The sequence below is a fragment of the Collinsella sp. CLA-AA-H167 genome, from assembly GCF_040095305.1.
Lineage (GTDB): Bacteria > Actinomycetota > Coriobacteriia > Coriobacteriales > Coriobacteriaceae > Collinsella.
Window position 1 is genome coordinate 59,491 of record NZ_JBBNGA010000002.1, and the last position, 23,627, is coordinate 83,117.

Genomic DNA, 23,627 nt, shown 5'->3' on the forward strand with positions numbered 1-23,627 from the left:
ACTAGAGAACCCTCCAAGAAAAGCGGGGCACCCGGTCGAATGTGACCGGGTGCCCCGCTTCGTTTGTCGGTGCAAAGAAACCTGACCCTTTTACACCACCATAAAGGTGCCTGTCTCCTTTGTGGCGGTTGGTGGCTAAGCGGTGGGGAGTCCTGGCGTGTTAGCCGGCTGCTGCGGCTTGAGGCGGGCGTTGCGCCAGATGATTTGGATGATGTAGCCGAGCGTGAAGACAAAGGCCACGCCGCTGATGAAGCCGCCTACGAGGGGGATTGCCGTAAGCGCGCCCGCGATCACGCCGCCGGCGGCTGCCATGGCGTAGCGGTTCTGGTTGTGTCCGACCATGCGGGCAATGGCGCAGCCCGCGAAGGCACTCGACACCAGCGCGATGCCAATAACACCGCACATGAGGGCTCCGGCAAGCGACAGACCAGCGATAGAGATAATTAGCAGTAGGACGGCGGGGACGATAGCAATCGTGCCCAGAAGACCGCTCACCCACAGGGGCATGGGGCGCTGGCGGAGCATGCCGGCGGCGCTGGCGGTTGCGCGCGGAAAGACGAGTTCGAGCAGTAAGGCGACAAAGCAAGTCGAGAGTGCCGCGGCGACGATACCGCCGATGGCATCGTTAACGGTGGAAGTATCCTCGCTCTCGGTGCGGTCGATCTTGAGCGCGCCGACCTCGGCTCCCGCGGCGCGCTCGGGGTCCTCGGAGACGTGCGCGTTCACGGTTCCGGTGATGTGGGCGTTCTTGCCCAGGATGAGCTTATCGGCCCAAACCTCGACATCGCCCTCGACGGTGCCATCGATAGTCACCGTATCGCCCGCAAGCGCTGCCGACTTGGTAGAGCCGCGCAGGGCAACCGTCTCGCCTATCGCATAGAAACAGTTGGCGGTGCTGTCGGAATTGAGCACGACATGCTGGCCGGCAACGGTCACGCTGCCATCAACCGTAGTCTTGGCAATGTCGATGGTGCGCGCCGCCAAGCGGACGGCGCCGCCCACCGTGCAGTCGCGGATGGAGAGGCTCTCGCCTGCTGCAATTATGTCGCGGCCGATGGACGCATCGTCCAAGTTGAGGGCCTGACCTGCCCAGTACAGGTCACCTTCGACGCCGGACGAATTGGCGTCATTGTCGGTCGCAAGTACGTTGCCTGCGGTGTCTGTGCCGGCGAACGACGCCGTGGGAAGTGCGGTGACCGCTAGGGCGACGAGCGCGAATAGGATCGTGATGTGGACCCACGCTTTACGGCGCTGGGTCGACGGGAATTGATTACAGGGCATAGTGAATCCTTCGTCAGATGCTCGACATACACCTAACAGGGTACCCAACGCGTGGGCGCTCTAAAAGAACCTCTCGGTTGCATTTCGAAGGGTCGTGCCGTGCTGTTTACTTTTTACGGTGCAAGAAGCGCGCGATATCTTCTTCGGTGGGGCTTTTGATGTCAAAGCGCAGCGAGAGCCAGCGCAGACCCATGGTCACGACAACGCATACGACCAGCGCGGCGACATTGCTCATAATGCCGCTCATAACGAGACACACATAGCTTGTCGATCCGGCGATGGCGGCGATGGCATAAAAGTTAGTACGTTGGAAAATGCCCGGAACCACGCCCATAAAGCCATCGCGCAACATGCCGCCGCCCACCGCGGTGAAAAAGCCCATCATGATGCACACCGCCGGTGCAAAGCCGTAGACCAGCGCCTTGTCTGCTCCAGTGGCGGCGTAGATGCCGACCGAGATGATGTCGAGCAGGGGAATGAGTTTTTCGGGCTTGTCGACGATTGCCGGGAAAATATAGATGATGGCTGCCGTGGCAATGGAAAGCGGCAGCGCCATTGGCTGGTTGAGGATGTAGACGTTGCCCACCTGCAGCGTCATGTCGCGTAAAAGACCGCCGCCCAAGCCACAGACCACGGCGAGCGCAACTGCACCCACCAGGTCGAGTTTGTGCTCGCGCGCGACCAACACGCCCGAGATTGAAGCCGCGACGACGGCGAACATTTCGAGCCAAAACGGGATGGCGACCATGGCATCCGTGGCGTGTGAGGTAACGGTCATAGCGGCGACGACGGGCAAGATGGGGTCCTTTGGATTACGGATTTGGACAATGCCCGTACATAGTACATGTTCGGCGCCGATTGCGACCCTATTGCTCGGCAAACGGTCAGGACTGGATGCGGGCGTAGGTTCCATGTTTGGGGATCTGGGTCGATGCTGAACGCGATGGGGGCGTGGTTGAATAGGAGGGATGTCTAAATTTTGAGCAGCGCTCAAAATTTATCCGGTCGGCTTACGCCGACCGCGCTGCGCTAAAAACGCGCCACTGGCGCGTTTTCTTTACGCTCCGCGCCCTGGCGGGTTCGAATCCCTCCTCCTCCGCCGTATTTGCTTGTAAGGGACTCTAAACAAAAAAGCCCCCGTTTTCGGGAGCTTTTTCAACCAAAATGGCGGAGGAGGAGGGATTCGAACCCTCGTGACCTTATACAGGCCAAACGGTTTTCGAGACCGCCGCATTCAACCACTCTGCCACCCCTCCGCGTGGGGTAAAAACAAAGCAGGCTCGAAGGCCTGCTTTGGAATTAACTGGCGGAGAGTCAGGGATTTGAACCCTGGAGACGCTTTTGACGCCTACACGATTTCCAATCGTGCTCCTTCGGCCACTCGGACAACTCTCCGTTAAATGCGAAAGTCAGTATACACGAGGAATCGCAAAGTGCAAACAGAAAAGTTGGCATTTTTTAAAACGCTTGGCCGTGCTTGGCGCTGCAGTGGGGCTTGAGGTGCCAAAAAACGGCTTCCGACCAGCGTGGTTGATCAACTCAATTGTTCAAAAAAGGGTATTCATAAGCGACTTGGCAATGAATTTAAAAATCTTTGGGTGGTGCTGTGGGCCACTGGTATGCATTTTGCGACCACAGCCTTGTGCCCGTTGACCTGCGGCTTGGCTCAGCTTGTCCCCACGGCACCGTATCTTGTCAACAGATCCGTCAAGCTTTTGGTCAGCATTTGGTTGGAATGCGCATGAAACGTCGTGTGAGTATGGGCATATGTGGAGGTCATGAGGTTGTAGCTGCATATTCTTGCAGCCTGGGAGGTTGAAAGATATTATTACCAAGTCTTTTCCTGCTTCAGGCGCACCTTCACGACCTGAAGCCACATTTGCCCAGAGGAGGTGACAATATGAAGGCTTATGAACTGCTGTTCTTTGTTGACCCGTCGCTCGACCCCGAGACTCGTCTCGCTGTTATGAAGCGTATCGATACCACGATCGCTGAGGGCGCTGGCAAGGTCGACTCCGTTGACGAGTGGGGCAAGCGCAAGCTCGCCTACGAGATCAACGACCTCACCGATGGTGACTACACCCTCATCAACTTCCACGCAGATCCTACCCAGATCGCCGAGCTTGATCGCGTCCTGCGCATCACCGACGCTGTGGTCCGCCACATGATCGTCCGTCGCGACGACCAGGAGTAAGACTGTCGTTTTGGACTGGGCTTGTGCCCCAAGAGGAAGTAGTGAGTTATGAGCATCAATCGAGTGAACATCACCGGTAACCTCACCCGCGATCCCGAGCTGCGCGCCACTGCCGGCGGAACCCAGGTTCTGTCCTTTGGCGTCGCCGTGAACGATCGTCGCCGCAACGCGCAGACTGGCGAGTGGGAGGACTATCCCAACTTTGTCGACTGCACTATGTTCGGCACCCGCGCCGAGGCCGTGAGCCGTTTCCTGGCAAAGGGAAACAAGGTCGCGATCGAGGGCAAGCTGCGCTACAGCTCTTGGGAGCGCGACGGCCAGCGCCGGAGCAAGCTTGAAGTCATCGTCGATGAGATCGAGTTTATGAGCTCCCGTGGTGGCCAGGGTGGCTACGATCAGGGCGGTTACGCCCCCGCAGCTCCCGCGCCCGCAGCACGTCCTGCCGCACCGGTGGCCACGCCGCCCGCGGTCGACGTCTACGATGAGGACATCCCGTTCTAAGGGTTGTTCACCTATTTTTGAGTGAGAGGCGGCTTCGGTTCGCCGAAGTTGCCAAATGAAAGGTATTTTGACATGGCTAATGATTTTTCTGCACGTCAGCCGCGTCGTAAGTACTGCCAGTTCTGCAAGGAGAACACTGAGTTCATCGACTATAAGGACACTCAGCTTCTCCGTAAGTACATGACCGACCGTGGCAAGATCAAGCCCCGTCGCGTCACTGGCGCTTGCACGCAGCATCAGCATGACATCGCCAACGCCATCAAGCGCGCCCGCGAGATGGCTCTCCTGCCGTACACCGTCCCCGTGGTTTCCTCTCGTGGCAACCGCGACCGCGGCTAAGAAGGGAGACGCATCATGAAGGTTATTCTTCTCGATGAGATCAAGGGCAAGGGCGGCGAGGGTGACGTCGTAGAGGTCGCTCAGGGTTACGCTGAGAACTTCCTGTTCCCCAAGAAGCTCGCTGTTGCCGCCACCAAGGGCAACCTCAAGCAGCTTGACGAGCGTCGCAACAACATCGCCAAGCGCGAGGCCGTCCGTCTGGCTACCGCCAACGAGACCAAGGCTGCCTTCGAGGGCAAGACGGTCACCGTTGACGTCAAGGTCGGCGACGAGGGCATCCTCTTTGGCTCCGTTACCGCCGCTATGATCGCTGACGCCATCAAGGCTCAGCTCGGCATGGACATCGACCGCAAGCGCGTCGAGCTCGGTAAGCCCATCAAGGTTGCCGGTGCCCACACCGTTGCCATCTCGCTGTACCGCGAGATCAAGGCCGAGGTTGTCGTTCTCGTCGGCGTTACCGCCGAGGAGCTCGCTGCCGAGGCTGAGGTCGAGGAGGCCGCTGAGGTCGCCGAGGCCGAGACCGCCGAGGTCGAGACTGAGGCTGCTGCCGAGTAGCATTTGCTGCAACGCAACAATCTTGTTCTAAGAAGGGCGCTCTGGGAAACCAGGGCGCCCTTTTGTTTTTTGCGCTGAGTGAGTGTCATGGTGAACGTTGCGTCGAAGTCCTATATACAGGACCGTTCATCCGTTTCGTCCGGTGATGATTGCCGGGGCGCGGCCCGTTTTGGGACTGTGACTGATACTATGGATGCTCGCAAGCGATATGAATGAGGATGCTCATGGCATATGACGATAGGGAGACCGGGTTGACGGTCGAGGACCGTGGTTCCAAGTTGGGTCTCCCCCAAAACCAAGATGCAGAGGCCAATGTACTGGCCGCCATGCTGCTATCGCCCGAGGTAGTCGAAGAGGCCCAGGTCGAGCTGCAGCCCGATGACTTCTACCGGCCCATTCATAAGACCATCTATACCGCGATGGTCGATATGTACAACAGCCGCATTCCCATCGACTCCATCTCGCTGATCGATTACCTGCGAAGCATCAACAAGCTCGATGCCGTGGGCGGCGAAGCGTACATTTTGGAGTTGATGGGTCAGACCCTGTCGCTCGTCAACTGGCAGCACCATGCCGCTATCGTTCGCCGCGATTCGATGCTGCGTGAGCTGATCGGCGCCACCAACGAGATCAACGCGCTGGCATACAACGCCCCCACCGACACCAAAGAGGTCGTGGAGCTGGCCGAGAGCAAGTTGCTCAAGGTCACGGCGCGCGAGGTCAAGTCGAGCTACAAGACGCTGACCGAGTTTATGGTCGAGGCCTATAACGAGGCCGAGGAAGTGTGCCAGGCCGGCGGCCAGGCTGCGGGCGTGCCCACGGGCTTCCCGTCGCTCGACCGCATGCTCATGGGTTTTCGCGAGGGCCAGCTCATCATCATCGGCGCCCGCCCTGCTGTGGGTAAGACGTCGTTCGCCCTGAACCTGGCGCTCAACGCCGCCGCCGCCGGTTATACCGTCGGCTTCTTCTCTCTGGAGATGTCGGGCAAGGAAATTGCCCAGCGTCTGATTTGCGCCTACGCCATGATTTCGATCAGTGACTTCCGCATGGGCCGCATTAGCCCCGAGCAGTGGGCCAATATCAACGAGGCCACGCAGACCTTGTCCAAGCTCGATATTCTGATTGACGATACGCCCGGCACCACAGTGACCGAAATTCGCGCCAAGAGCCGCCGCATGCTCCACAACAAGGAGAAGGCCATCATCATCCTGGACTACCTGCAGCTGGTGAGTCCTCCGCCGGGACGCCGCTCCGAGAGCCGTACCGTCGAGGTCTCCGAGATGTCGCGTGGTCTGAAGATCATGGCCAAGGAGCTCAAGATCCCGCTCATCGCGCTGTCGCAGCTCTCGCGTCAGGTCGAATCCCGTACCGGCAAGCGCCCGCAGCTTTCCGACCTTCGTGAATCGGGCTCCATCGAGCAGGACGCCGATATCGTTATGTTCTTGGACCGCTCCGCCGACGAGGCCGAAGCCTCGCGCGACGATCGACCCGACGAGGGCGTTACGCGTATCGTCGTGGCCAAGAACCGTTCGGGCCCGATTGGCGACGTCGACCTGATGTTCCTGCCGGCATCCACTAAGTTCTATGAGCTTGATGGGGCACATGCCGAGGAGTAGGACAGGCGCCCGTTGCACGGGTATACTGGGAATGTTTTGTGCTTCTGCGTGCCGGCGTGGCGCGTAGACAGTCCATGAATGTAAGGAGTAAACATGCCGTCAACCGTTTTGGTCGGTGCCCAGTGGGGCGATGAGGGCAAGGGTAAGATCTGCGACCTGGTCGCCGGCGACTTCGATGCCGTCGTGCGCTACTCGGGCGGCAACAACGCCGGCCACACCATCGTCGTCAACGGCAAGAAGTACGGCCTGCACCAGGTGCCCTCCGGCATCATGTATTCCGACCATGTGTCGGTGATCGGTAACGGCTGCGTCGTCAACCCCAAGGTTGTCCTTGAGGAGATCGACATGTTCGAGGCCGACGGCATCACCACCAAGAACCTCAAGATTAGCGGCAACGCGCATGTCATCATGCCGTACCACATCGACCTGGATGGCGCCTTTGAGCAGAAGCTCGGCAAGAAGAACATCGGTACCACCAAGCGCGGTATCGGTCCGTGCTATCAGGACAAGATGGCCCGCATTGGCCTGCGCATGCAGGATATGCTGGACGAGACGCTGTTCCGCGACAAGCTGGAGACCGCTCTCGCCCGCGTGAACCCCGAGCTCGAGCTCATCTACAACCTGCCCACCTACACCGTGGACCAGATTTGCGACGAGTACCTGCCGATGGCCGAGCGCCTGCGCCCCTACATCACCGAGACGAGCCTGCTGCTCAACAACATGATCGATGAGGGCAAGAACCTGCTGTTTGAGGGCGCCCAGGCGACGCTACTCGACATCGACCACGGCACCTATCCGTACGTGACGTCTTCCAACTGCACCGCCGGCGGCGCCATCACCGGCTCCGGCGTGGGCATGAAGAACGTCGACCGCGTGCTGGGTGTCATGAAGGCCTATATCACCCGCGTCGGTTCGGGCCCCATGCCCACCGAGCTTTCCTATGAGTCCGAGGCCGGCCACACGCTGACCGAGGAGGGCTATGAGTACGGCGTGACCACCGGTCGCCGTCGTCGTTGCGGCTGGTTTGACGGCCCTATCGCCAACTATGCCTCGCGCGTCAACGGCCTCACCGACATCGCCGTGACCAAGCTCGACGTGCTTTCGGCCTTCGACACCATCAAGGTGTGCGTGGCCTACGACGTCGATGGCGAGCGCTACACCAGCGTGCCCGAGCATCAGGTGCGCTTTGAGCATGCCAAGCCCATCTACGAGGAGCTCCCCGGCTGGAAGTGCGATATCACCGGTTGCCGCAGCTTTGACGAGCTGCCGCAGGAGGCTCAGGACTACGTGGCGTTTATCGAGGATCTGGCACACACCCGCGTGACGTTCATTGGCGTCGGCGCTGGTCGCGAGCAGATCATCAACCGATTCTGGAAGTAATCGGGACTATTTGGTTATTGCGATATACCCCTTTGCAGCCCGGACGGGCGGCCGAGGGGTATATTTGCTTGCAAAGGGCTCGCGCGGAGCGGGCCGTTAATCCATAGAGGAGGTACCCTTGAAGGCGGACACTCAAACCATCGACATCCTGTTGTTGGGCAGCGGCGGCCGTGAGCATGCTTTGGCAGCTAAGCTCGCAGCATCACCGCGCGCCGGCAAGCTCTACATTGCGCCGGGTAACGGCGGCACCGCGAGCTGCGGCGAGAACGTTGTTCTCGACGACTGCGATCCTGCGGCCGTGGCGGCGTTTGCTCAGAGCCACGGATGCGGACTCGTGGTAATTGGCCCCGAGGCTCCGCTCGTGGCGGGCGTGGCCGACGCCGTGCGCGCGGCGGGTATTCCCTGCTTTGGCCCGGGTGCCGAGGGCGCCCAGATGGAGGGCTCTAAGCTGTTCTCCAAGCAGCTCATGGAGCGCGCCGGTATCCCGACGGCAGCTTACGGCTCGTTTACCGACGAGGCTTCGGCTCTCGCCTACGTGCGTGAGCACGGCGCCCCGCTGGTCGTGAAGGCCGACGGCCTTGCCGCGGGCAAGGGCGTTATCGTGGCGACCGAACTTGAGCAGGCCGAGGAGGCCGTGCGCGAGTGCTTTGGCGGCACCTTTGGCGATGCCGGCAACACCGTGGTCATCGAGGAGATGCTGACCGGTCCCGAGTGCTCGCTGCTGGCCTTTACCGACGGCAAGACCGTGCGCCCCATGGCCACCTCGCAGGACCACAAGCGCGCGCTCGAGGGCGACAAGGGCCCCAACACCGGCGGCATGGGCGTCTACAGCCCGGTGCCCATCGTGACCGACGAGGAACACGCCACCATGGTGAAGGTCATGGAGCAGACCGTGGCCGAGCTCGCTGCCGAGGGCATCGACTACCGCGGCTGCCTGTACGGCGGCTTTATGCTCACCCCCGCCGGCCCCAAGGTGCTGGAGTTCAATGCCCGCTTTGGCGACCCCGAGACGCAGGTCGTGCTGCCGCGCCTCAAGAACGACCTGGTCGAGGTTATGCTCGCCTGCGCCAACTGCGAGCTTGATCAGATTGAGCTCGATTGGCGTGACGAGTGGGCTGTGGCCGTTGTCCTGACGAGCGCGGGCTACCCCGGCAGCTATGAGAAGGGCAAAGTCATCACCGGCATCGCCGACGCCGAGGCCATGGAGAACGTGACCGTGTACCATGCCGGCACCGCCGTGGTGGACGGTCAGCTCGTGACCAACGGTGGCCGTGTGCTTGCCGTGACCGCGCTGGGCGACACGTTCGAGAACGCTCGCAACCTTGCTTACGATGCCTGCGAGAAGATTGATTTTGAGGGCAAGACCCTGCGTCACGACATCGGTCTGCGCGCACTGCGTGGCCGCGACGCATGGGATGCCTAAAGTCCGAGAGGAATGAGACGGATGGACGAGAAGGACGAAGAACTCGTGGACGCGCAGATCGTCGAGGAAGATGGCCGCGCGTACGGACACGCCGAGGGCGAGCCGGGTGGCGAGGTTGTCGACGAGCCGATGCTGGTGTTGGGCGACGACGACCCGCACGATGTCGAGCTGCACGAGAAGATTCTTTCGGAGGAGTGCGCCTGGAAGGGCAAGATCCTCGACGTCCACCGTCTTGAGGTTGAGCTGCCCAACGGTCGCCGCAGCGCCCGTGATATCGTTCGCCATCCGGGTGCAGCGGCCGTTGTGGCACTGACCGAGAGCGGCAAGATCGTACTGGTGCGTCAGTACCGCACCGCCATCGACCGCGTGACGGTCGAGATTCCCGCCGGCAAGCTCGATCCAGGCGAGGACCCGCTCGATTGCGCCAAGCGCGAACTGCATGAGGAGACGGGCTTTAGGGCTGGTCGCATTCGCTTTTTGACGTCGATTGTCACGTCCTGCGGTTTTTGCGATGAGATCATCCACATCTACTTGGCTACCAAGCTCGAGTTTGATGCGCCCAACCCCGATGATGACGAGTTTGTCAACGTGGACCTGGTGCCGCTGCACGAGCTGATCGACGCCGTGCTCGACGGCAAGATCGAAGACGCCAAGACCGTCGTGGGCGCCTTGGCCTGCGATAGCATCGCGCACCGCTTGGGTGGGGCCGAGCTCTAGGTTACGCGGTTTTACCAAACCGCGTAACGAGTCGACGCTGCAAACGCCCCTAAGCGGCAATCTGCCTTTCAATCGTCGCTCGCGTACCGAAGTACGCGTCGCTCCTCTTTCAAGGCACCTTGCTCGCTTAGGGACGTTTTCGCTGACGCTGCCAGAACATCGGCGTTATGCTTGTTGGGACGCTTTGTTTTCAGCCTGACCGGTTCAACCGGATTTCTCACGCTATTTATTTCTCTTCGAGGATTGCATGTTTAAAAGGTTTCTCTCGTATTACGAGCCCCAGATGGGGCTTTTTGTTGCCGATACTGTTTGCGCTCTGGTGCTTGCTGCCATTGACCTTGCGTTTCCTATTATTCTGCGCAATCTGACCGGCGGGTTGTTTACCCAGGGTCAGGCTGCCATTATGCAGGCGCTCGGTATGATCGCGGTGGGTTTGGTGCTGATGTATATCATCCGTTGCGCCTGCCGCTACTTTGTGAGCTACTGGGGCCACGTGATGGGCGCGCGCATGGAGTCCAAGATGCGCGAGGACCTGTTTGACCAGTACGAGCGCTTTAGCTTTGCGTACTTCGACCGTAACAGCTCGGGTGACATGATGAGTCGCGTGGTCAACGACCTGTTCGATATCTGCGAGGCGGCGCATCACGTGCCCGAGTGGATCATCATCTGCGGCATCGAGATTATCGGCTCGTTTGTGATCCTCTTTACCATCGCCCCGGTGCTGGCGCTTGCCATGGCTGTGGTGACAGCAGCGTTTGCGGTCATCATGTTTTGGCAGAACATGCGCATGCGCGAGGTTTTTAGCGACAACCGCAAAAAGATCAGCGGCATCAATGCGCAGCTGCAGGATTCGCTGGCGGGCATGCGCGTGGTCAAGAGCTTTGCCAATGAGGAGACCGAACGCTTCAAGTTCCGCGCCTCAAACAATCGCTATCTTTCGTCCAAGGAGAACATGTATCACGCCATGGGCGTCTATACCGCGACATATGGCCTGCTTTCGGGTGTGCTCTATGTGATCGTGGTGCTGCTGGGCGGCTGGCTGGTCGCCCAGGGGCAGCTGCAGGCGGTCGATATGGCGACCTTTGCACTCTATATTTCGCTGTTCTGCACGCCGCTCGAGACACTCGTCAATTCGGCCGAAACGTATCAGAAGGCTATCGCCGGCTTTAAGCGTATGGACGAGGTGCTCTCGACCGCGCCGGATATCCAGGACAAGCCGGGCGCCACGGATCTGCAGGTGACCGCCGGCGCCGTGGATTATCACGACGTGTGCTTTAACTACGAGGACGTTGAGCTGGGCGAGGGCGATGCCGAAGAGCGTCCCGTTATCGACCATATGAATCTGTCCATCAAGCCCGGGCAGACCATCGCTTTGGTTGGCCCTTCGGGCGGTGGCAAGTCCACGACCTGTTCGCTGCTGCCGCGCTTTTATGACGTGGCTGCCGGATCCATTAGCATCGACGGCCAGGACGTGCGCGATGTGACGCAGCAGAGCCTGCGCCGCGCCATCGGCCTGGTGCAGCAGGATGTCTACCTGTTTGACGGAACAATCGGCGAGAACATCGCCTACGGCAAGCCGGGCGCTACGACAGAGGAGATCGCCGAGGCCGCCCGTCGCGCCAACATCGATGCCTTTATCGAGTCGCTTCCACAGGGCTATGACACGGTCGTGGGCGAGCGCGGCAGCCGTCTTTCGGGCGGACAGAAACAGCGCGTTGCCATCGCGCGCGTGTTTCTCAAGAACCCCAAGATCCTGATTTTGGACGAGGCGACGAGTGCTTTGGATAACGAGAGCGAGGAGGCGGTGCAGGAGTCACTCGAAGAGCTGGCACGCGGCCGCACCACGATTATCATCGCCCATCGTCTTTCGACCATTAAGCATGCCGATGAGATTGCGACCGTTGAGCATGGTCGCGTTGTGGAGCGTGGCACGCACGAGGAGCTTCTCGCCCGTGGCGGCACCTATGCCCGTTACTATCGAATGCAGTTCGAAGGTGCGCGTGCGCACGAGCTCGACTGATTGATATGACAGGAAGTTTATGGCTGACAAGAACCCTTTGACTCCGGAAGAAGTGACGGAGTTATTCTCCGAAATCGATGCATCCGGTGTCTTGGATCCCACGCTTGCCAAAAAGCGAACCGAGCGCATGCGTGAGAAGGAGGCTGCGGCCAAGCGCGGTGACAAAGCGGCGCTAGCGCAGCTGCGCAGTGAGGACCGCGCGAGCCAGGCAAAACATATCGACCCGCTGTCCGAGGACGATCCTTCGGGCTCGCAGGTGAGCCATACCATTACGAAGACCGCGATGGCCGTGGTCATCGGTATTCTGGTGCTGATCGTGGGCATGCAGATCGGCTACGGCGTGATGCGCCGTCTGAATACCGCCAACCTGTCCGAGAGCGTTTCGGTGGATACCGTCTCGACCGCGCTCAAGGGCGGCCTTGAGTGGGGTAACGGCTTTACGCAGTTCCCGCTCGACTTTACCGTCGATGAAGCTGATGAGCGTACGGGCACGGTCGAGGTGACGGTGTTGGACACATCGTCTGCCAATGAGCTCGAGCTGCTGTCCAACGGGCAGATCCAGGCCGCGGCGCTTGCGACCAACGCCCTGCTCAACGACGAGATTGACCGCGTGGTGTATAACGTTCACGCCTATATCGACGAGGATAGCAACATTCAGCACGATTCCTTTTTTGGCATGTTTCCCGCGCGGGGTCGTCAGAGCGCCATTTTGACGTTCGTGTGGACCAAGAGCTCATCCAACGCCACGAGTATCGACTGGAAGATGCGCATCGTAAGCATGGACGACACCATTGCCGAGCGCATTCAAAAACAGGTGAACTCGGTGTCGTCGTTGATTGAGGACCCGGTGGTGAGCCAGACCAAGATTGACGAGGAAAAGGCCGAACGTGACCTGGAGCATCGTCTGCATGGCCGCGAGATTTTCCGCGGCGGCAAGCCCGATCGCATACCGTCCGAACTGCTGGAGCAGGACAAGATAAAATAAGACGCCATCATCCCGCGTGAGCCACAAGCCCCGCGGGATGATTTTTCCGGGACGGGGATTAAAAAATCATTATGCATAGAAAGTCATAATTATCATTTCGTAAACATTTCGATGAAATTAACGCCATGAGGCATGCTTGCGGTTACAATACCGCGAGGCCTAACTACACACCTTTAAGCCGGTCCTGTGAGACCGGGAAGGAGAATTATGGCGAACAACCATACCGCGGGCGCTGCCGCCCGCACCTTCGCGCCCAGCGAGCTTTGCCAGCGTATGCTGGCCAAAACCAGCAAGGGCGCCTGCGGTCCCTGTATCCTGTATCTTGAGGATGGGACCATTTTTTATGGACGTGCATGCGGCGCCGAGGGCACCGCGACCGGCGAAGTCTGCTTCAACACCTCGCTTGAGGGCTACTTTGAGGTCATGACCGACCCGAGTTATGCCGGCCAAATTGTAACCATGACCTATCCGCAGATCGGCAATTACGGTATCGACGAGACCGATGTCCAGTCGGCCTTCCCCGGCGACGCCGTGCGCCCTGCGAGCGCTCCGGCTATGCGCGGCATGATCGTTCGCGACATGTGCGCCACGCCTTCTAACTGGCGCTCGGCCGTCAGCGTGCCGGAGTACCTGCGCGCTCACGGCATCGTCGCTATCGAGGGTGTCGACACCCGCGCTCTGGTGCGCCATCTGCGCGACAATGGTTCCAAGATGGGCATTATCTCGACAGAGATCTTCGACGTCGACGAGCTCGCCGAGCGTCTGGACGCAGCGCCCACGCTGGTGGGCGAGAACCTGGTCAAGACCGTGAGCTGTCCCGCGCCTCACGAGTTTGTGGCCGCCGACCTGCCTGCCACGCATGGCTTTGCGCTTGTGGCTGCCGCTCCTGCCCGTCACAAAGCGGTCGCCTACGACTGCGGTGTGAAGCGCGGTATTCTGGAGGGCCTGGTCCGTGCCGGCTGCGACCTCACCGTCGTGCCGTGGGATACGCCCGCCCAGCAGGTGCTCGACATGAATCCTGATGGCGTCTTTTTGTCCAACGGCCCCGGCGACCCCGATGCCGTGGTGGAGACCTACGAGCAGGTGCAGCAGCTGATCGGCAAGGTGCCGGTCTTTGGTATTTGCCTGGGTCACCAGATGATCAGCTTGGCCTGCGGCGCCCAAATGGAAAAGCTTAAATTCGGTCACCGTGGCGGTAACCAGCCGGTTATGAATCTGGTGAGCCGTCGCGTGGAGATCACCGCGCAAAACCACGGCTTTGGCCTGCTGTTCCCCAGTCTGGGCAAACTGATTCCGGAGCTTTCCGGCGGCGAAACCGAGCATGCGGCCGATGGCGACCTGCGCGCCTGGGTGCGTCGCGGCGTCGCGCCGGTCGTGATGAACGAGCGCTTTGGTCGCATTCGCCTGACACATGTGAACCTCAACGACGGCACCGCCGAGGGCATCCAGCTGCTCGACGCCCCGTGTTTCTCGGTCCAGTACCACCCCGAGGCTTCGCCCGGCCCCACCGATGCCCACTATCTCTTTACCGCCTTTACGCGACTCATGGACGGCGAGGAGAACTACCTGGACATCGACACCGCGAAGGACCGCCTCGCCGGCTGGAATTTCGCCGACGATGGTTCCGCCGTTCTACCGAACGGCGGACCGGTCGACGCTGCGGCTGCATCTGGCACATCATCTTGCCGTTCTGCTTCGGACGCGCGGGCATAAGCCCAGCGCGCCCTCACATCACGGCAACCTGATGCACCAGCTGCACCCTCGCTGACTTTTCCAAAACATTGAGTCAGCCTCTCTAGGAGGTTTTAAACATGCCTAAACGTACTGACATCAAGCGCATCCTCGTTATTGGTTCGGGCCCCATCGTTATTGGCCAGGCCTGCGAGTTCGACTACTCCGGCGCCCAGGCCTGCAAGGTGCTCAAGGAGGATGGCTTTGAGGTCATCCTGGTCAACTCCAATCCGGCGACCATCATGACCGACCCGGGCTTGGCCGACCGCACCTATGTTGAGCCTATCACCGCCGAGTTTATCGAGCGCGTGATCAAGAAAGAGCGCCCGGACGCGCTGCTGCCCACGCTGGGCGGCCAGACCGGTCTGAACGCCGCCGTCGAGCTGGCAAAGGACGGCACGCTCGACAAGTACGGCGTCGAGATGATCGGCTGCGACCTGGCCGCTATCGAGCGCGGCGAGGACCGCAAACTCTTTAATGAGGCCATGGCCGAGATCGGCCTGGAGGTCGCGCGCTCGGGCTATGCCTACAGCGTGGCCGACGCCGAGGCTATCGCCGAGCGCGTGGGATATCCCTGCGTACTGCGCCCGAGCTTTACCCTCGGTGGCGCCGGCGGCGGCATCGCGCATACCCACGAGGAGCTCGTCTCCATCGTGAGCCAGGGCCTTGAGCTCTCGCCTGCCCATGAGGTGCTGGTCGAGGAGTCCATCGAGGGTTGGAAAGAGTATGAGATGGAGGTCATGCGCGACCACGCCGGCAACGGCATCATCGTGTGCTCCATCGAGAACCTCGACCCCATGGGCGTGCACACCGGCGACTCCATCACCGTGGCGCCAGCGCAGACCCTCTCCGACCTTGAGTACCAGCGCATGCGTGTCGCGTCGCTCGCCATTCTGGAGAAGATTGGCGTCGAGACCGGCGGCTCCAACGTGCAGTTTGCCGTGAACCCCCAGACCGGCCGTCTGATCGTCATCGAGATGAACCCGCGCGTGAGCCGTTCGTCCGCACTGGCCTCCAAGGCCACGGGCTTCCCCATCGCCAAGGCCGCCGCTCGCCTGGCCGTGGGCTACACGCTCGACGAGATCGTCAACGACATCACCAAGGCAACGCCCGCCTGCTTTGAGCCCACGATCGACTACTGTGTGGTCAAGGTGCCGCGCTTTGCCTTCGAGAAGTTTAAGGGTACCGACCCCACGCTCACCACGCGCATGAAGGCCGTGGGCGAGATTATGGCGATCGGCCGCACCTTTGAGGAGGCCTTCGGCAAGGCCATGCGCTCACTGGAGGACGGTCACCAGGGCATCTGCGCCGGTGGCAAGGAGGGTGCCGACAAGCTGAGCGACGATGAGCTCGCTCAGGCCGTGGCAACCCCGACCGAGCACCGCATCTTCTTTGTGGTCGAGGCCCTGCGCCGTGGCTGGGACATCGCCCACATCCATGCCATCTGCGGTATCGATCCGTGGTACCTCAACCGTATCAACGACATGGTGCAGGTCCAGGAGAGCATCCGCGGCCTGCGTGTGGAGGATATCGACGCCGACGCGATGCGCCTGCTCAAGCAGTACGGCACGAGCGACGCCGAGATTGCCGCGCTGACCGGCTCGGACGAGCGCTTTGTGCGCGCCTATCGCAAGGGTCTGGGCGTGGTTCCCAGCATGAAGACGGTCGATACCTGCGCTGCGGAGTTTTCGAGCGCCACGGAGTACCACTACAAGACGTACGAGAACATCTACCGCACGAGCCCGGATGCCAAGAAGTGCGTGGCTCCCGACGAGACCACGCCGGCGGACAAGCCCAAGGCGATGATCCTGGGCGCCGGCCCCAACCGCATTGGCCAGGGTATCGAGTTCGATTACTGCTGCGTGCACGCGAGCTACGCGCTGGCGGCCCGCGGCTTCGAGACCATCATGGTCAACTGCAATCCCGAGACCGTCTCGACCGACTATGACACGTCCGACCGTCTGTACTTTGAGCCGCTCACCTACGAGGACGTCATGGACGTTATCGATGTCGAGCGCCCCGACGGCGTCGTGGTGACGCTCGGCGGCCAGACCCCGCTTAAACTGGCGCGCATGCTCGAGGAGAGCGGCGTCAACATTATGGGCACAAAGCCCGACGCCATCGACTTTGCCGAGGACCGCGAGCGCTTTGCCGCCCTACTCGACAAGCTGGGCATTATGTACCCGCCGGCGGGTCAGGCCACCTCGTTTGAGGAGGCCGAGGCCGTGGCCGCGCACATCGGCTACCCGCTGCTGGTGCGTCCGAGCTACGTGCTGGGTGGCCGCGGCATGATGATCGCCTACGATGCCGGGCATCTACGCGATTACATGGCCGAGGCTGCGCGCATTAGCCCCGACTACCCGGTGTACCTCGACCGCTTCCTGGAGGGTGCGATTGAGTCCGATGTCGATGCCCTGTGCGACGGCGAAGAGGTCTACATCGGCGGCATCCTGGAGCATATTGAGGAGGCCGGTATTCACTCCGGCGACTCTGCGACCTGCATTCCGCCGTTTAGCTTTAGCGAGAGCCTGCAGGCGAAGCTCCGCGAGACCACGCGCCGCATCGCGATGGCGCTGGGCGTACGCGGCCTGGTCAACGTGCAGTATGCCATCAAGGGTGAGACCGTCTACGTGATCGAGGCCAACCCGCGTGCCAGCCGTACCGTGCCGTTTATCTCCAAGGCCACCGGCGTGCCGCTGGCCAAGTGCGCGGCGCGTATCATGGCGGGCGATTCCATCGCGAGCTTGGGCCTGCCGAGCGATGAGCGTCAGCTGGACTGGTTCTGCATGAAGGAAGCCGTTATGCCCTGGGGCCGTTTCCCGGGCGCCGACGTCATCCTGGGGCCCGAGATGAAGTCGACGGGCGAGGTCATGGGTATCGCCAAGAGCTATCCCGAGGCATACGCCAAGACGCAGCTGGCGATCGACTACAAGCTGCCCGGCCCGAGTTGCGGCAAGGTGTTCATTAGCGTGTGCGACCGCGACAAGCGCCATATCCTTTCGGTCGCCCGTATCCTGCGCTATCTGGGCTTTGACATCTGCTCTACCGAGGGTACGGCGCGCGTGCTGCGTGGAGGCAACGTGACGTGCGAGATCGTGGAGAAGATTAGCGGCCCGCACGACGGCGAGCGCCCCAACATCGGCGACCTCATCGCCGATGGCAAGATCGCGGTGATCATCAACACGCCGTACGGTCCGGGCTCGCGCGGCGACGGCTATCTGCTGCGCACCGAGGCAGTGCGACGCGGTGTGACCTGCGTGACCGCGATGTCTGCCGCCAACACGTACGTGAGTGCCATCGAGGCGGTGCGTGAGGACCAGCAGGGTCACGGCAGCGCCAACGACATGGGCATGGACGTCATCGCCCTGCAGGACCTGCCGCAGCATACGGTGTAGGTTGAACTGGCCGGCCGGGGCGGAGGGGGCTGAGTTTCCCCCTTCGCTCCGGCTGCAAGCAGAGTCGCTCAGTGGGAAACTCAGCCCCCTCCGCCCCGGCCTACGGTGACTCGGTTGCACCGTGTGCTGCCGAAGGGGCTTTGTGCGATGACTAGGGCTGAATAGAAAATGAGTGTGGGCGCCGTCGTTCGTTTGAACGACGGCGCCCACGTTTTGGATTTATTGGGCTGTGGCGGTGAAGGTTGTTTTGTCGGCGGCGATGTGCACGTGCAGCTTTGCCTGACCGTCGCAGCTGATGAGCACGCCTACCTCGAACGGGGTTCCCGTCTTGTCGTAGGTCGAACGCACGATGCGCATCGCCGCCTTACCGGTGTTCTGTCCCAAAAGACGCGCCTCATGCTTGTCGAGGTTGACCGTCTCGTAGACGGCATCGACGCTTGCGGTCAGGATGCCGGTCTTTTCCGCGATGTAGGCGTAGAGCGAGCCATCCACGTCTTTGCGCGTGAGCTCGGGGCAAAGTGACACGGGGATATAGACGTAGTTGAGCTCCATGGGTTTGTCGTTGGCGAGACGCAGGCGGCGAATCTCCCAGACGGGTGTCCCTTCGGGCACTTTGAGCCCGGAGGCGATGCCGCGGACGGCCGGTATGCTTGAAAAGGCGAGAATCTGCGAGCTCGGAACCCGTCCCGCTTCGCGCATCCGCGCGCTGAAATTCAGGGCCAGGTCGATGCCGGGTGCTGAAGTTTGGGGCTTGATGAACGTGCCCTGGCCGCGCTTGCGCACCACGCGCCCCTCGATGACGAGATCTTGGAAGCAACGGCGCACGGTCGCGCGCGATAACTCCAGCCGCTCACAGATTTCGAGCTCGCGTGGCAGCGGCGTCTTGGTATCGAACGCCTGGCTGGCGATAAGCAGAGCGATTCGATGTTTAAGCTGGACATAGAGCGGCGTATCACCGCTGCGGTCGAAGGGTTCGGAGGCGAGAAACGAGATCATATCCATGGGGTACCTCCATGTCGTGGGCGTACGTGACATGGTCTGACACTGCGGGGCAAACCGGAGATGCCAGGCCCGATTCTTGCTGGTATGTATGGTGCATAAGGAACATAAAACATTTATCAGGCAATCTACCTGCTATTTTAAAAATAATTAGAAGAAAAAATAATTTAGGCACAAAAATAGTTGCTACCGTTAACCGATGAATAGTTGCCGTTCGCAACTATTTTCTTGTACCGAACATGCCCCGGCGCAACAATAATCTCAGCAAAAAGCAAAGCCGTGCGACACACGGCAGGTCGAGAGGAGACCGCATGCGGTATCTGGTAATGGTCAGTCACGGAACGCTCGCTCCCGGACTGCACAGTGTCCTCAAGATGCTCGGCAATGACGCCCCGAACATCTTGTCGACGAGTCTCGTGGACGGCATGGGCGCTGACGAGTATGTCGAGAACGTCAAGGCGATGCTCGCTCCCGTTACCGCCGATGACGAGGTTGTCCTGCTTGGTGACATCCTGGGCGGATCGCCGCTCACCAATGCCATGAACACGCTGGCCGAGAAGGGTTTGCTCGCCCACACCATTGCCTTCGGCGGTATGAATCTGCCCATGGCTATGACCGCCATGATGGGGCTTGCCACCATGGACCTGGATTCCCTCAAGCAGATGATGCTGCAGGAGGGCAAGAACGGTATGTCCGAGCTCGTTGTCCCGACCGATGACGCCGACGACGAGGACGACGACATCTAGGCAGCGCATCCGCCCAAATTTTCGTGATGGAGCGGGGGTTAAGAGGAAAGACCCCCGGTGATAAAGAAAGGGAGAACGCATGATTTCGTTCATCCGTATTGATGACCGTATGATCCATGGACAGACCGTTACCCGTTGGGCCCTCGAGTATCCCTGCGACGGTCTTATCGCCGTCAACGACGCTGCAGCGTCCAACCCCGTGCTCAAGGAGGCCTACAAGAGTGCCTCGGGCAAGAAGACGTTCGTGTGGACCAAGGAGCACTTCAAGGAGGTCTCCGAGAAGGTTCTCAAGTCCGACACCAAGTACTTCCTGATCACCAAGAACCCGCTCGACATGAAGGAACTTCTCGTCGATTTTGGCTTTAAGCCCGGCATGGACCGCATCATCGTCGGTCCCTGCAACGATCGTCCCGGCACCACCAAGCTTGGCAACAACCAGTCGATCACGCAGGAAGAGGCCCAGGCGCTCGAGGATCTCACCAACGCCGGTTACACGGTCGAGTTCGCCCTTATCAAGGAGAAGTCCATCGGTGAATGGCCCAAGTTCCGCGGTCAGTTTGGCTTCTAGTTAGGTGCCAGCCGCATTTTGGTATCTACAGCCCTTGGTGAAAGGGGCTGAGGAATAAAGAAAGGGGAAAGCATGGCAATCAATGCATTCCAAGCCGCGCTGTTCGGCCTGTTCGCCTGCCTGGCATCACTGCCTGGCATGGGCGGCACGACGATCGGCAACTACACTCTGGGTCGTCCTCTGGTCGCCGGCCTCATCGTCGGCATCATCATGGGCGATATGCAGACGGGTATCCTCGTCGGCGCTGCCATCCAGGTTGTCTACATCGCTCTCGTGACCCCCGGCGGAACCGTCTCCGCCGACGTCCGCGCCGTGTCCTATATCGGCATCCCGCTGGCGATCCTCGCCATCAAGAACTCGGGCATCGATCCCGCCTCCGCTGAGGCTGCCGGCATGGCCGCATCCCTCGGTGCCGCCGTCGGCACGCTCGGCACTGTGCTCTTCTATGGCACCGCCACCATCAACCTGGTGTGGCAGGGCATGGGCTGGAAGTGGCTCGAGAAGGGCGATCTCCACAAGCTCTACCTGGTCAACAACGTTCTGCCTTGGATCGGTCACATCGTCTGCTCGTTCCTCCCGACGTTCATCATCACCATGGGCGGCACCGCCATGGTCGACCTCATGAAGACCTACATGCCCATGGACGGCATCGCGATGAAGACGCTGTTTACCGTCGGCTCGCTGCTGCCTACCGTCGGTATCGCCATCCTGCTCAAGCAGGTCATCTCTAAGCCCACGGACTTCCTGACGTTCTTCTTCGGCTTCACCCTGTCCGCTGTTATGGGCTGCAACCTGATCGCCGCTGCCGGCATCGGCTGCTTCTTCGCCCTGATCAACTATGAGATCGCTTCGCTCAAGATCGACCTCGCAAACGCTCCCAAGGCAGCTATCGCCTCGGGCTCAGATGATGAGGAAGAGGAGGACATCTAATGGCAGAGAAGAAAAAGCTCTCTAAGAAAACGCTTGCCAAGTCGTTCCGTAACTGGTCCTATGGCAACCTGACCTGCTTCTCGCAGGAGCACATGCAGACCTTCGGTTACCTGTGCGCCATGCTTCCGATTGTCGAGGAGCTCTACGACACGCCCGAGGAGCAGAAGCAGGCCCTCCAGACCTACTCCGCGTTCTTCAACACCGAGCCGCAGATCGGCACCATGATTGTCGGCGTCACCGCCGGCCTCGAGGAGGCTCGCGCAAACGGCGAGGCCATCGACAACGACGCCATCAACGGCATCCGCGCCGGCCTCATGGGCCCGCTCGCCGGCCTTGGCGACTCGCTGATCGTCGGTACCCTGATCCCGATCCTGCTCGGTATTGCCCTCGGTCTCTCGACCGGCGGCTCCCCGCTCGGCGCCATCTTCTATATTGTCGTGTGGAACCTGCTCATGTTCCTTGGCATGCGCTTTGCCTACAACCAGGGCTATGAGCTCGGCGGCAAGGCGGTCGAGGCCCTCGTCGGCCCCAAGGCCAAGGCTCTGCGTGATTCCATCGTGATGGTCGGTACCATGGTCATCGGTGCAGTCGGTGCTACCTGGGTCTCCATCACCTGCAGCCCCAACCTGGTGCTGCCCGGTGGCGGTAAGTTCCAGGACACGCTCGATGGCATCTATCCGCACCTGCTGCCGATGATCTTCATCATCTTCTGCTGGTACATGATGACCAAGAAGAAGGTCAACCCCATCGTTATGATGCTGATCCTCGTTGTGATCGCATTTGTGGGCGTTCTCATTGGCTTCTTCGACCCGGCACTGAGCTACTAGTCATCATCCCCTGGCCCCCTGTAAGGCCGTGCGGCCTCAACCGCACGGCCTTCTGATTTTGCGCCGCCCTTCAAGGGCAATATGGCCAGCGACCTCCATCGCCTACACGACACCCGCTATATTGCTCTTGAAAGATGACGTATTCGACAAACGATGCACTTGCGCATGATGCACACTTTGCACGAGGAGGACCATATGCACGAGAAACATGGACACGACCTTTCGCGCGACGACTTGATTCGCGAGGCAAAGATGCAGACCGATGCTATTCAGCGGCTCAATGTTTGGCTGCGCCTGGGCTATTCGCTCGTGGCGATTGGCTTTTTGATGGGGATGTGGGGTATGCAGGGCGGCCCCGGCTGGGGTGTCCCCGTGGGCATCGTGTGCCTGGTGGTGGGCACTCCGCTTTCGATCGTGCTTAAGGTCGGCACGACCAACGCCAAAAAGAATGTCGAGCGCATGCTCGAGGCCGCTGGTGTCGACGTTGAGGAGCTTATGCGACGCAAGAAGGACGAGCAATAGACTTCCGCGTTGGGGTATCATAAATAATTGTTGCGAATGTTAACTAATGTACGGCAAATGACGGTTTTATGGCCCTTCTAGAGTTGCAAAGGACAATATCCCCAGTGGATTACGATGACGTCGCTCGAAAACTGATTGTGTACTCACGTTCCCTTGCCAAGGGATCCTTGAGTGCTGCCGGCGGCGTCAGTGTGGGCGAGGCACCGGTTTTACAGTATCTATCGGGTATTGACGGTGATGTCATTCCCTCCGAGATTGCCAAGAAGCTGAAATTCTCCCGTGCGCGCATGTCGCATATCTTGGATTCACTCGAGAGTAAGGGTTACGTTCAGCGCAGGACTGATCCAAACGATCGTCGGCGTGTGCTGGTGAGCATTACCGAGGAAGGCCGTGATTTCGCGGCGAAAAAAAATGCCGAGAGTGTGGCATCGCTCTCGAAACAACTCTCAGCGCTCGGCGAGCACGATGCCCAGGAGCTCGTGCGCATCCTGAATAAAGCTTACAGCCTTACCTATGATGCCGACGACTACCTGGACAATCTATAAGGATAAAGACAGACATTTAGGTGCATCTTGAAATGCACCCGGGACAGTTGTGCCCATCAGCCACCGTCAACATCTCATTCCAAACCAAATCAGCCAACGTACGTCATGGCAATCCCCGGTAGGTTGCAGGATGGCGGCTGAGCCTTTCCCTCGGGAAACTTCGCGAAGCCCAGTTCCCGAGGGAAAGGTATGGTCTGTGTAATACCAGACAAACAGTACATTTTTGCTAGATTGGTATTTGACTGAAGAACCAATTGGTATGGCTTATTAAGCCCACCTTGCCGTTGACGCTTATTTTGCTGCCGCTGGGAGAATTCCGAACTTGGGTGCGCAAGTGCTCCCATATGTTGATA

At 60.1% G+C, this 23,627-nt stretch carries 21 protein-coding genes and 2 tRNA genes; 18 read left to right on the forward strand and 5 right to left on the reverse strand.

All coding sequences use genetic code 11. From position 1 onward, the window contains the following. Window positions 1-135: 135 nt before the first annotated feature. The 4 genes from AAAT03_RS02410 to AAAT03_RS02425 all read right to left on the reverse strand — a co-directional run bounded on the left by AAAT03_RS02410 (window position 136) and on the right by AAAT03_RS02425 (window position 2,676). Window positions 136-1,281, reverse strand: coding sequence for a polymer-forming cytoskeletal protein (locus AAAT03_RS02410; protein WP_349102521.1), 1,146 nt, complete (start codon window positions 1,279-1,281; stop codon window positions 136-138). Between the two features lie 106 nt (window positions 1,282-1,387). Then, on the reverse strand, window positions 1,388-2,077 hold the full coding sequence (locus AAAT03_RS02415; protein ID WP_229057814.1) for a TRIC cation channel family protein: 690 nt from the start codon (window positions 2,075-2,077) through the stop codon (window positions 1,388-1,390). A gap of 369 nt (window positions 2,078-2,446) precedes the next feature. Continuing rightward, a tRNA-Ser gene (locus tag AAAT03_RS02420) sits at window positions 2,447-2,537 on the reverse strand. Window positions 2,538-2,585: 48 nt separating this feature from the next. Then, window positions 2,586-2,676, reverse strand: a tRNA-Ser gene (locus AAAT03_RS02425). A gap of 505 nt (window positions 2,677-3,181) precedes the next feature. On the opposite strand from AAAT03_RS02425, the gene rpsF reads away from it, so the two are divergent. From rpsF to carB, 12 genes are all read left to right on the forward strand, one after another. After that, entirely contained in the window at window positions 3,182-3,475 is a 294-nt protein-coding gene (gene rpsF, locus AAAT03_RS02430) for a 30S ribosomal protein S6 (RefSeq protein WP_006235831.1), read from the forward strand. A 48-nt stretch (window positions 3,476-3,523) separates the two neighbouring features. Beyond that, a complete protein-coding gene (ssb, locus tag AAAT03_RS02435; RefSeq protein WP_006235830.1) occupies window positions 3,524-3,976 on the forward strand; it encodes a single-stranded DNA-binding protein in 453 nt (150 codons plus the stop codon). A gap of 72 nt (window positions 3,977-4,048) precedes the next feature. Continuing rightward, window positions 4,049-4,315 (forward strand): 30S ribosomal protein S18, encoded by a 267-nt coding sequence (gene rpsR / locus AAAT03_RS02440; protein WP_006235829.1) that lies wholly within the window; start codon window positions 4,049-4,051, stop codon window positions 4,313-4,315. Between the two features lie 15 nt (window positions 4,316-4,330). Beyond that, window positions 4,331-4,870 carry a 50S ribosomal protein L9 gene (gene rplI / locus AAAT03_RS02445; RefSeq protein WP_022094073.1) on the forward strand — a complete coding sequence of 180 codons (540 nt, stop codon included), beginning with the start codon at window positions 4,331-4,333 and terminating at the stop codon, window positions 4,868-4,870. A gap of 224 nt (window positions 4,871-5,094) precedes the next feature. Beyond that, window positions 5,095-6,486: a replicative DNA helicase gene (gene dnaB / locus AAAT03_RS02450; RefSeq protein WP_022094074.1), complete on the forward strand. Its 1,392-nt coding sequence runs from the start codon at window positions 5,095-5,097 to the stop codon at window positions 6,484-6,486. Window positions 6,487-6,579: 93 nt separating this feature from the next. Further along, entirely contained in the window at window positions 6,580-7,866 is a 1,287-nt protein-coding gene (locus AAAT03_RS02455; protein WP_089572585.1) for an adenylosuccinate synthase, read from the forward strand. Between the two features lie 118 nt (window positions 7,867-7,984). Then, window positions 7,985-9,289 carry a phosphoribosylamine--glycine ligase gene (gene purD / locus AAAT03_RS02460; protein WP_349102522.1) on the forward strand — a complete coding sequence of 435 codons (1,305 nt, stop codon included), beginning with the start codon at window positions 7,985-7,987 and terminating at the stop codon, window positions 9,287-9,289. 21 nt (window positions 9,290-9,310) lie between these two features. Beyond that, on the forward strand, window positions 9,311-10,006 hold the full coding sequence (locus AAAT03_RS02465; RefSeq protein ID WP_349102523.1) for an NUDIX hydrolase: 696 nt from the start codon (window positions 9,311-9,313) through the stop codon (window positions 10,004-10,006). A 247-nt stretch (window positions 10,007-10,253) separates the two neighbouring features. Then, window positions 10,254-12,026: an ABC transporter ATP-binding protein gene (locus AAAT03_RS02470; RefSeq protein WP_118094026.1), complete on the forward strand. Its 1,773-nt coding sequence runs from the start codon at window positions 10,254-10,256 to the stop codon at window positions 12,024-12,026. Window positions 12,027-12,045: 19 nt separating this feature from the next. Then, complete coding sequence (locus tag AAAT03_RS02475; protein WP_349102524.1) at window positions 12,046-13,011, forward strand: hypothetical protein; 966 nt, start codon at window positions 12,046-12,048, stop codon at window positions 13,009-13,011. Between the two features lie 207 nt (window positions 13,012-13,218). Continuing rightward, window positions 13,219-14,724: a glutamine-hydrolyzing carbamoyl-phosphate synthase small subunit gene (gene carA, locus AAAT03_RS02480; RefSeq protein ID WP_349102525.1), complete on the forward strand. Its 1,506-nt coding sequence runs from the start codon at window positions 13,219-13,221 to the stop codon at window positions 14,722-14,724. Between the two features lie 98 nt (window positions 14,725-14,822). Continuing rightward, a complete protein-coding gene (gene carB, locus AAAT03_RS02485; RefSeq protein ID WP_117646150.1) occupies window positions 14,823-18,137 on the forward strand; it encodes a carbamoyl-phosphate synthase large subunit in 3,315 nt (1,104 codons plus the stop codon). 219 nt (window positions 18,138-18,356) lie between these two features. Here carB and AAAT03_RS02490 read toward each other — a convergent pair whose 3' ends face one another. Further along, window positions 18,357-19,139: a GntR family transcriptional regulator gene (locus AAAT03_RS02490; protein ID WP_349102526.1), complete on the reverse strand. Its 783-nt coding sequence runs from the start codon at window positions 19,137-19,139 to the stop codon at window positions 18,357-18,359. A gap of 308 nt (window positions 19,140-19,447) precedes the next feature. Here AAAT03_RS02490 and AAAT03_RS02495 point away from each other — a divergent pair, with 308 nt between their 5' ends. From AAAT03_RS02495 to AAAT03_RS02520, 6 genes are all read left to right on the forward strand, one after another. Further along, on the forward strand, window positions 19,448-19,882 hold the full coding sequence (locus tag AAAT03_RS02495) for a PTS fructose transporter subunit IIA (protein WP_089572603.1): 435 nt from the start codon (window positions 19,448-19,450) through the stop codon (window positions 19,880-19,882). A gap of 79 nt (window positions 19,883-19,961) precedes the next feature. Continuing rightward, entirely contained in the window at window positions 19,962-20,450 is a 489-nt protein-coding gene (locus tag AAAT03_RS02500) for a PTS sugar transporter subunit IIB (protein ID WP_089572604.1), read from the forward strand. Window positions 20,451-20,522: 72 nt separating this feature from the next. Continuing rightward, a complete protein-coding gene (locus AAAT03_RS02505) occupies window positions 20,523-21,380 on the forward strand; it encodes a PTS sugar transporter subunit IIC (RefSeq protein ID WP_089572605.1) in 858 nt (285 codons plus the stop codon). Continuing rightward, window positions 21,380-22,207: a PTS system mannose/fructose/sorbose family transporter subunit IID gene (locus AAAT03_RS02510; protein ID WP_349102527.1), complete on the forward strand. Its 828-nt coding sequence runs from the start codon at window positions 21,380-21,382 to the stop codon at window positions 22,205-22,207. The genes AAAT03_RS02505 and AAAT03_RS02510 overlap by 1 nt, the downstream gene beginning before the upstream one ends. 195 nt (window positions 22,208-22,402) lie before the next feature. Further along, the gene (locus tag AAAT03_RS02515; protein WP_117646153.1) at window positions 22,403-22,729 is read left to right on the forward strand and encodes a hypothetical protein; all 327 of its coding nucleotides are present in this window, start codon (window positions 22,403-22,405) and stop codon (window positions 22,727-22,729) included. Between the two features lie 104 nt (window positions 22,730-22,833). Further along, window positions 22,834-23,274 (forward strand): MarR family winged helix-turn-helix transcriptional regulator, encoded by a 441-nt coding sequence (locus AAAT03_RS02520; RefSeq protein ID WP_349102528.1) that lies wholly within the window; start codon window positions 22,834-22,836, stop codon window positions 23,272-23,274. Window positions 23,275-23,627: the final 353 nt, after the last annotated feature.

Excerpts from the sequence above, each read along its gene's own strand:
- AAAT03_RS02410 (WP_349102521.1), bottom strand. The coding sequence starts at position 1,281 with ATGCCCTGTAATCAATTCCCGTCGACCCAGCGCCGTAAAGCGTGGGTC.
- rpsF (WP_006235831.1), top strand. The coding sequence starts at position 3,182 with ATGAAGGCTTATGAACTGCTGTTCTTTGTTGACCCGTCGCTCGACCCC.
- ssb (WP_006235830.1), top strand. The coding sequence starts at position 3,524 with ATGAGCATCAATCGAGTGAACATCACCGGTAACCTCACCCGCGATCCC.
- rpsR (WP_006235829.1), top strand. The coding sequence starts at position 4,049 with ATGGCTAATGATTTTTCTGCACGTCAGCCGCGTCGTAAGTACTGCCAG.
- rplI (WP_022094073.1), top strand. The coding sequence starts at position 4,331 with ATGAAGGTTATTCTTCTCGATGAGATCAAGGGCAAGGGCGGCGAGGGT.
- dnaB (WP_022094074.1), top strand. The coding sequence starts at position 5,095 with ATGGCATATGACGATAGGGAGACCGGGTTGACGGTCGAGGACCGTGGT.
- AAAT03_RS02455 (WP_089572585.1), top strand. The coding sequence starts at position 6,580 with ATGCCGTCAACCGTTTTGGTCGGTGCCCAGTGGGGCGATGAGGGCAAG.
- AAAT03_RS02465 (WP_349102523.1), top strand. The coding sequence starts at position 9,311 with ATGGACGAGAAGGACGAAGAACTCGTGGACGCGCAGATCGTCGAGGAA.
- AAAT03_RS02470 (WP_118094026.1), top strand. The coding sequence starts at position 10,254 with ATGTTTAAAAGGTTTCTCTCGTATTACGAGCCCCAGATGGGGCTTTTT.
- AAAT03_RS02475 (WP_349102524.1), top strand. The coding sequence starts at position 12,046 with ATGGCTGACAAGAACCCTTTGACTCCGGAAGAAGTGACGGAGTTATTC.
- carA (WP_349102525.1), top strand. The coding sequence starts at position 13,219 with ATGGCGAACAACCATACCGCGGGCGCTGCCGCCCGCACCTTCGCGCCC.
- carB (WP_117646150.1), top strand. The coding sequence starts at position 14,823 with ATGCCTAAACGTACTGACATCAAGCGCATCCTCGTTATTGGTTCGGGC.
- AAAT03_RS02490 (WP_349102526.1), bottom strand. The coding sequence starts at position 19,139 with ATGGATATGATCTCGTTTCTCGCCTCCGAACCCTTCGACCGCAGCGGT.
- AAAT03_RS02495 (WP_089572603.1), top strand. The coding sequence starts at position 19,448 with ATGCGGTATCTGGTAATGGTCAGTCACGGAACGCTCGCTCCCGGACTG.
- AAAT03_RS02500 (WP_089572604.1), top strand. The coding sequence starts at position 19,962 with ATGATTTCGTTCATCCGTATTGATGACCGTATGATCCATGGACAGACC.
- AAAT03_RS02505 (WP_089572605.1), top strand. The coding sequence starts at position 20,523 with ATGGCAATCAATGCATTCCAAGCCGCGCTGTTCGGCCTGTTCGCCTGC.
- AAAT03_RS02510 (WP_349102527.1), top strand. The coding sequence starts at position 21,380 with ATGGCAGAGAAGAAAAAGCTCTCTAAGAAAACGCTTGCCAAGTCGTTC.
- AAAT03_RS02515 (WP_117646153.1), top strand. The coding sequence starts at position 22,403 with ATGCACGAGAAACATGGACACGACCTTTCGCGCGACGACTTGATTCGC.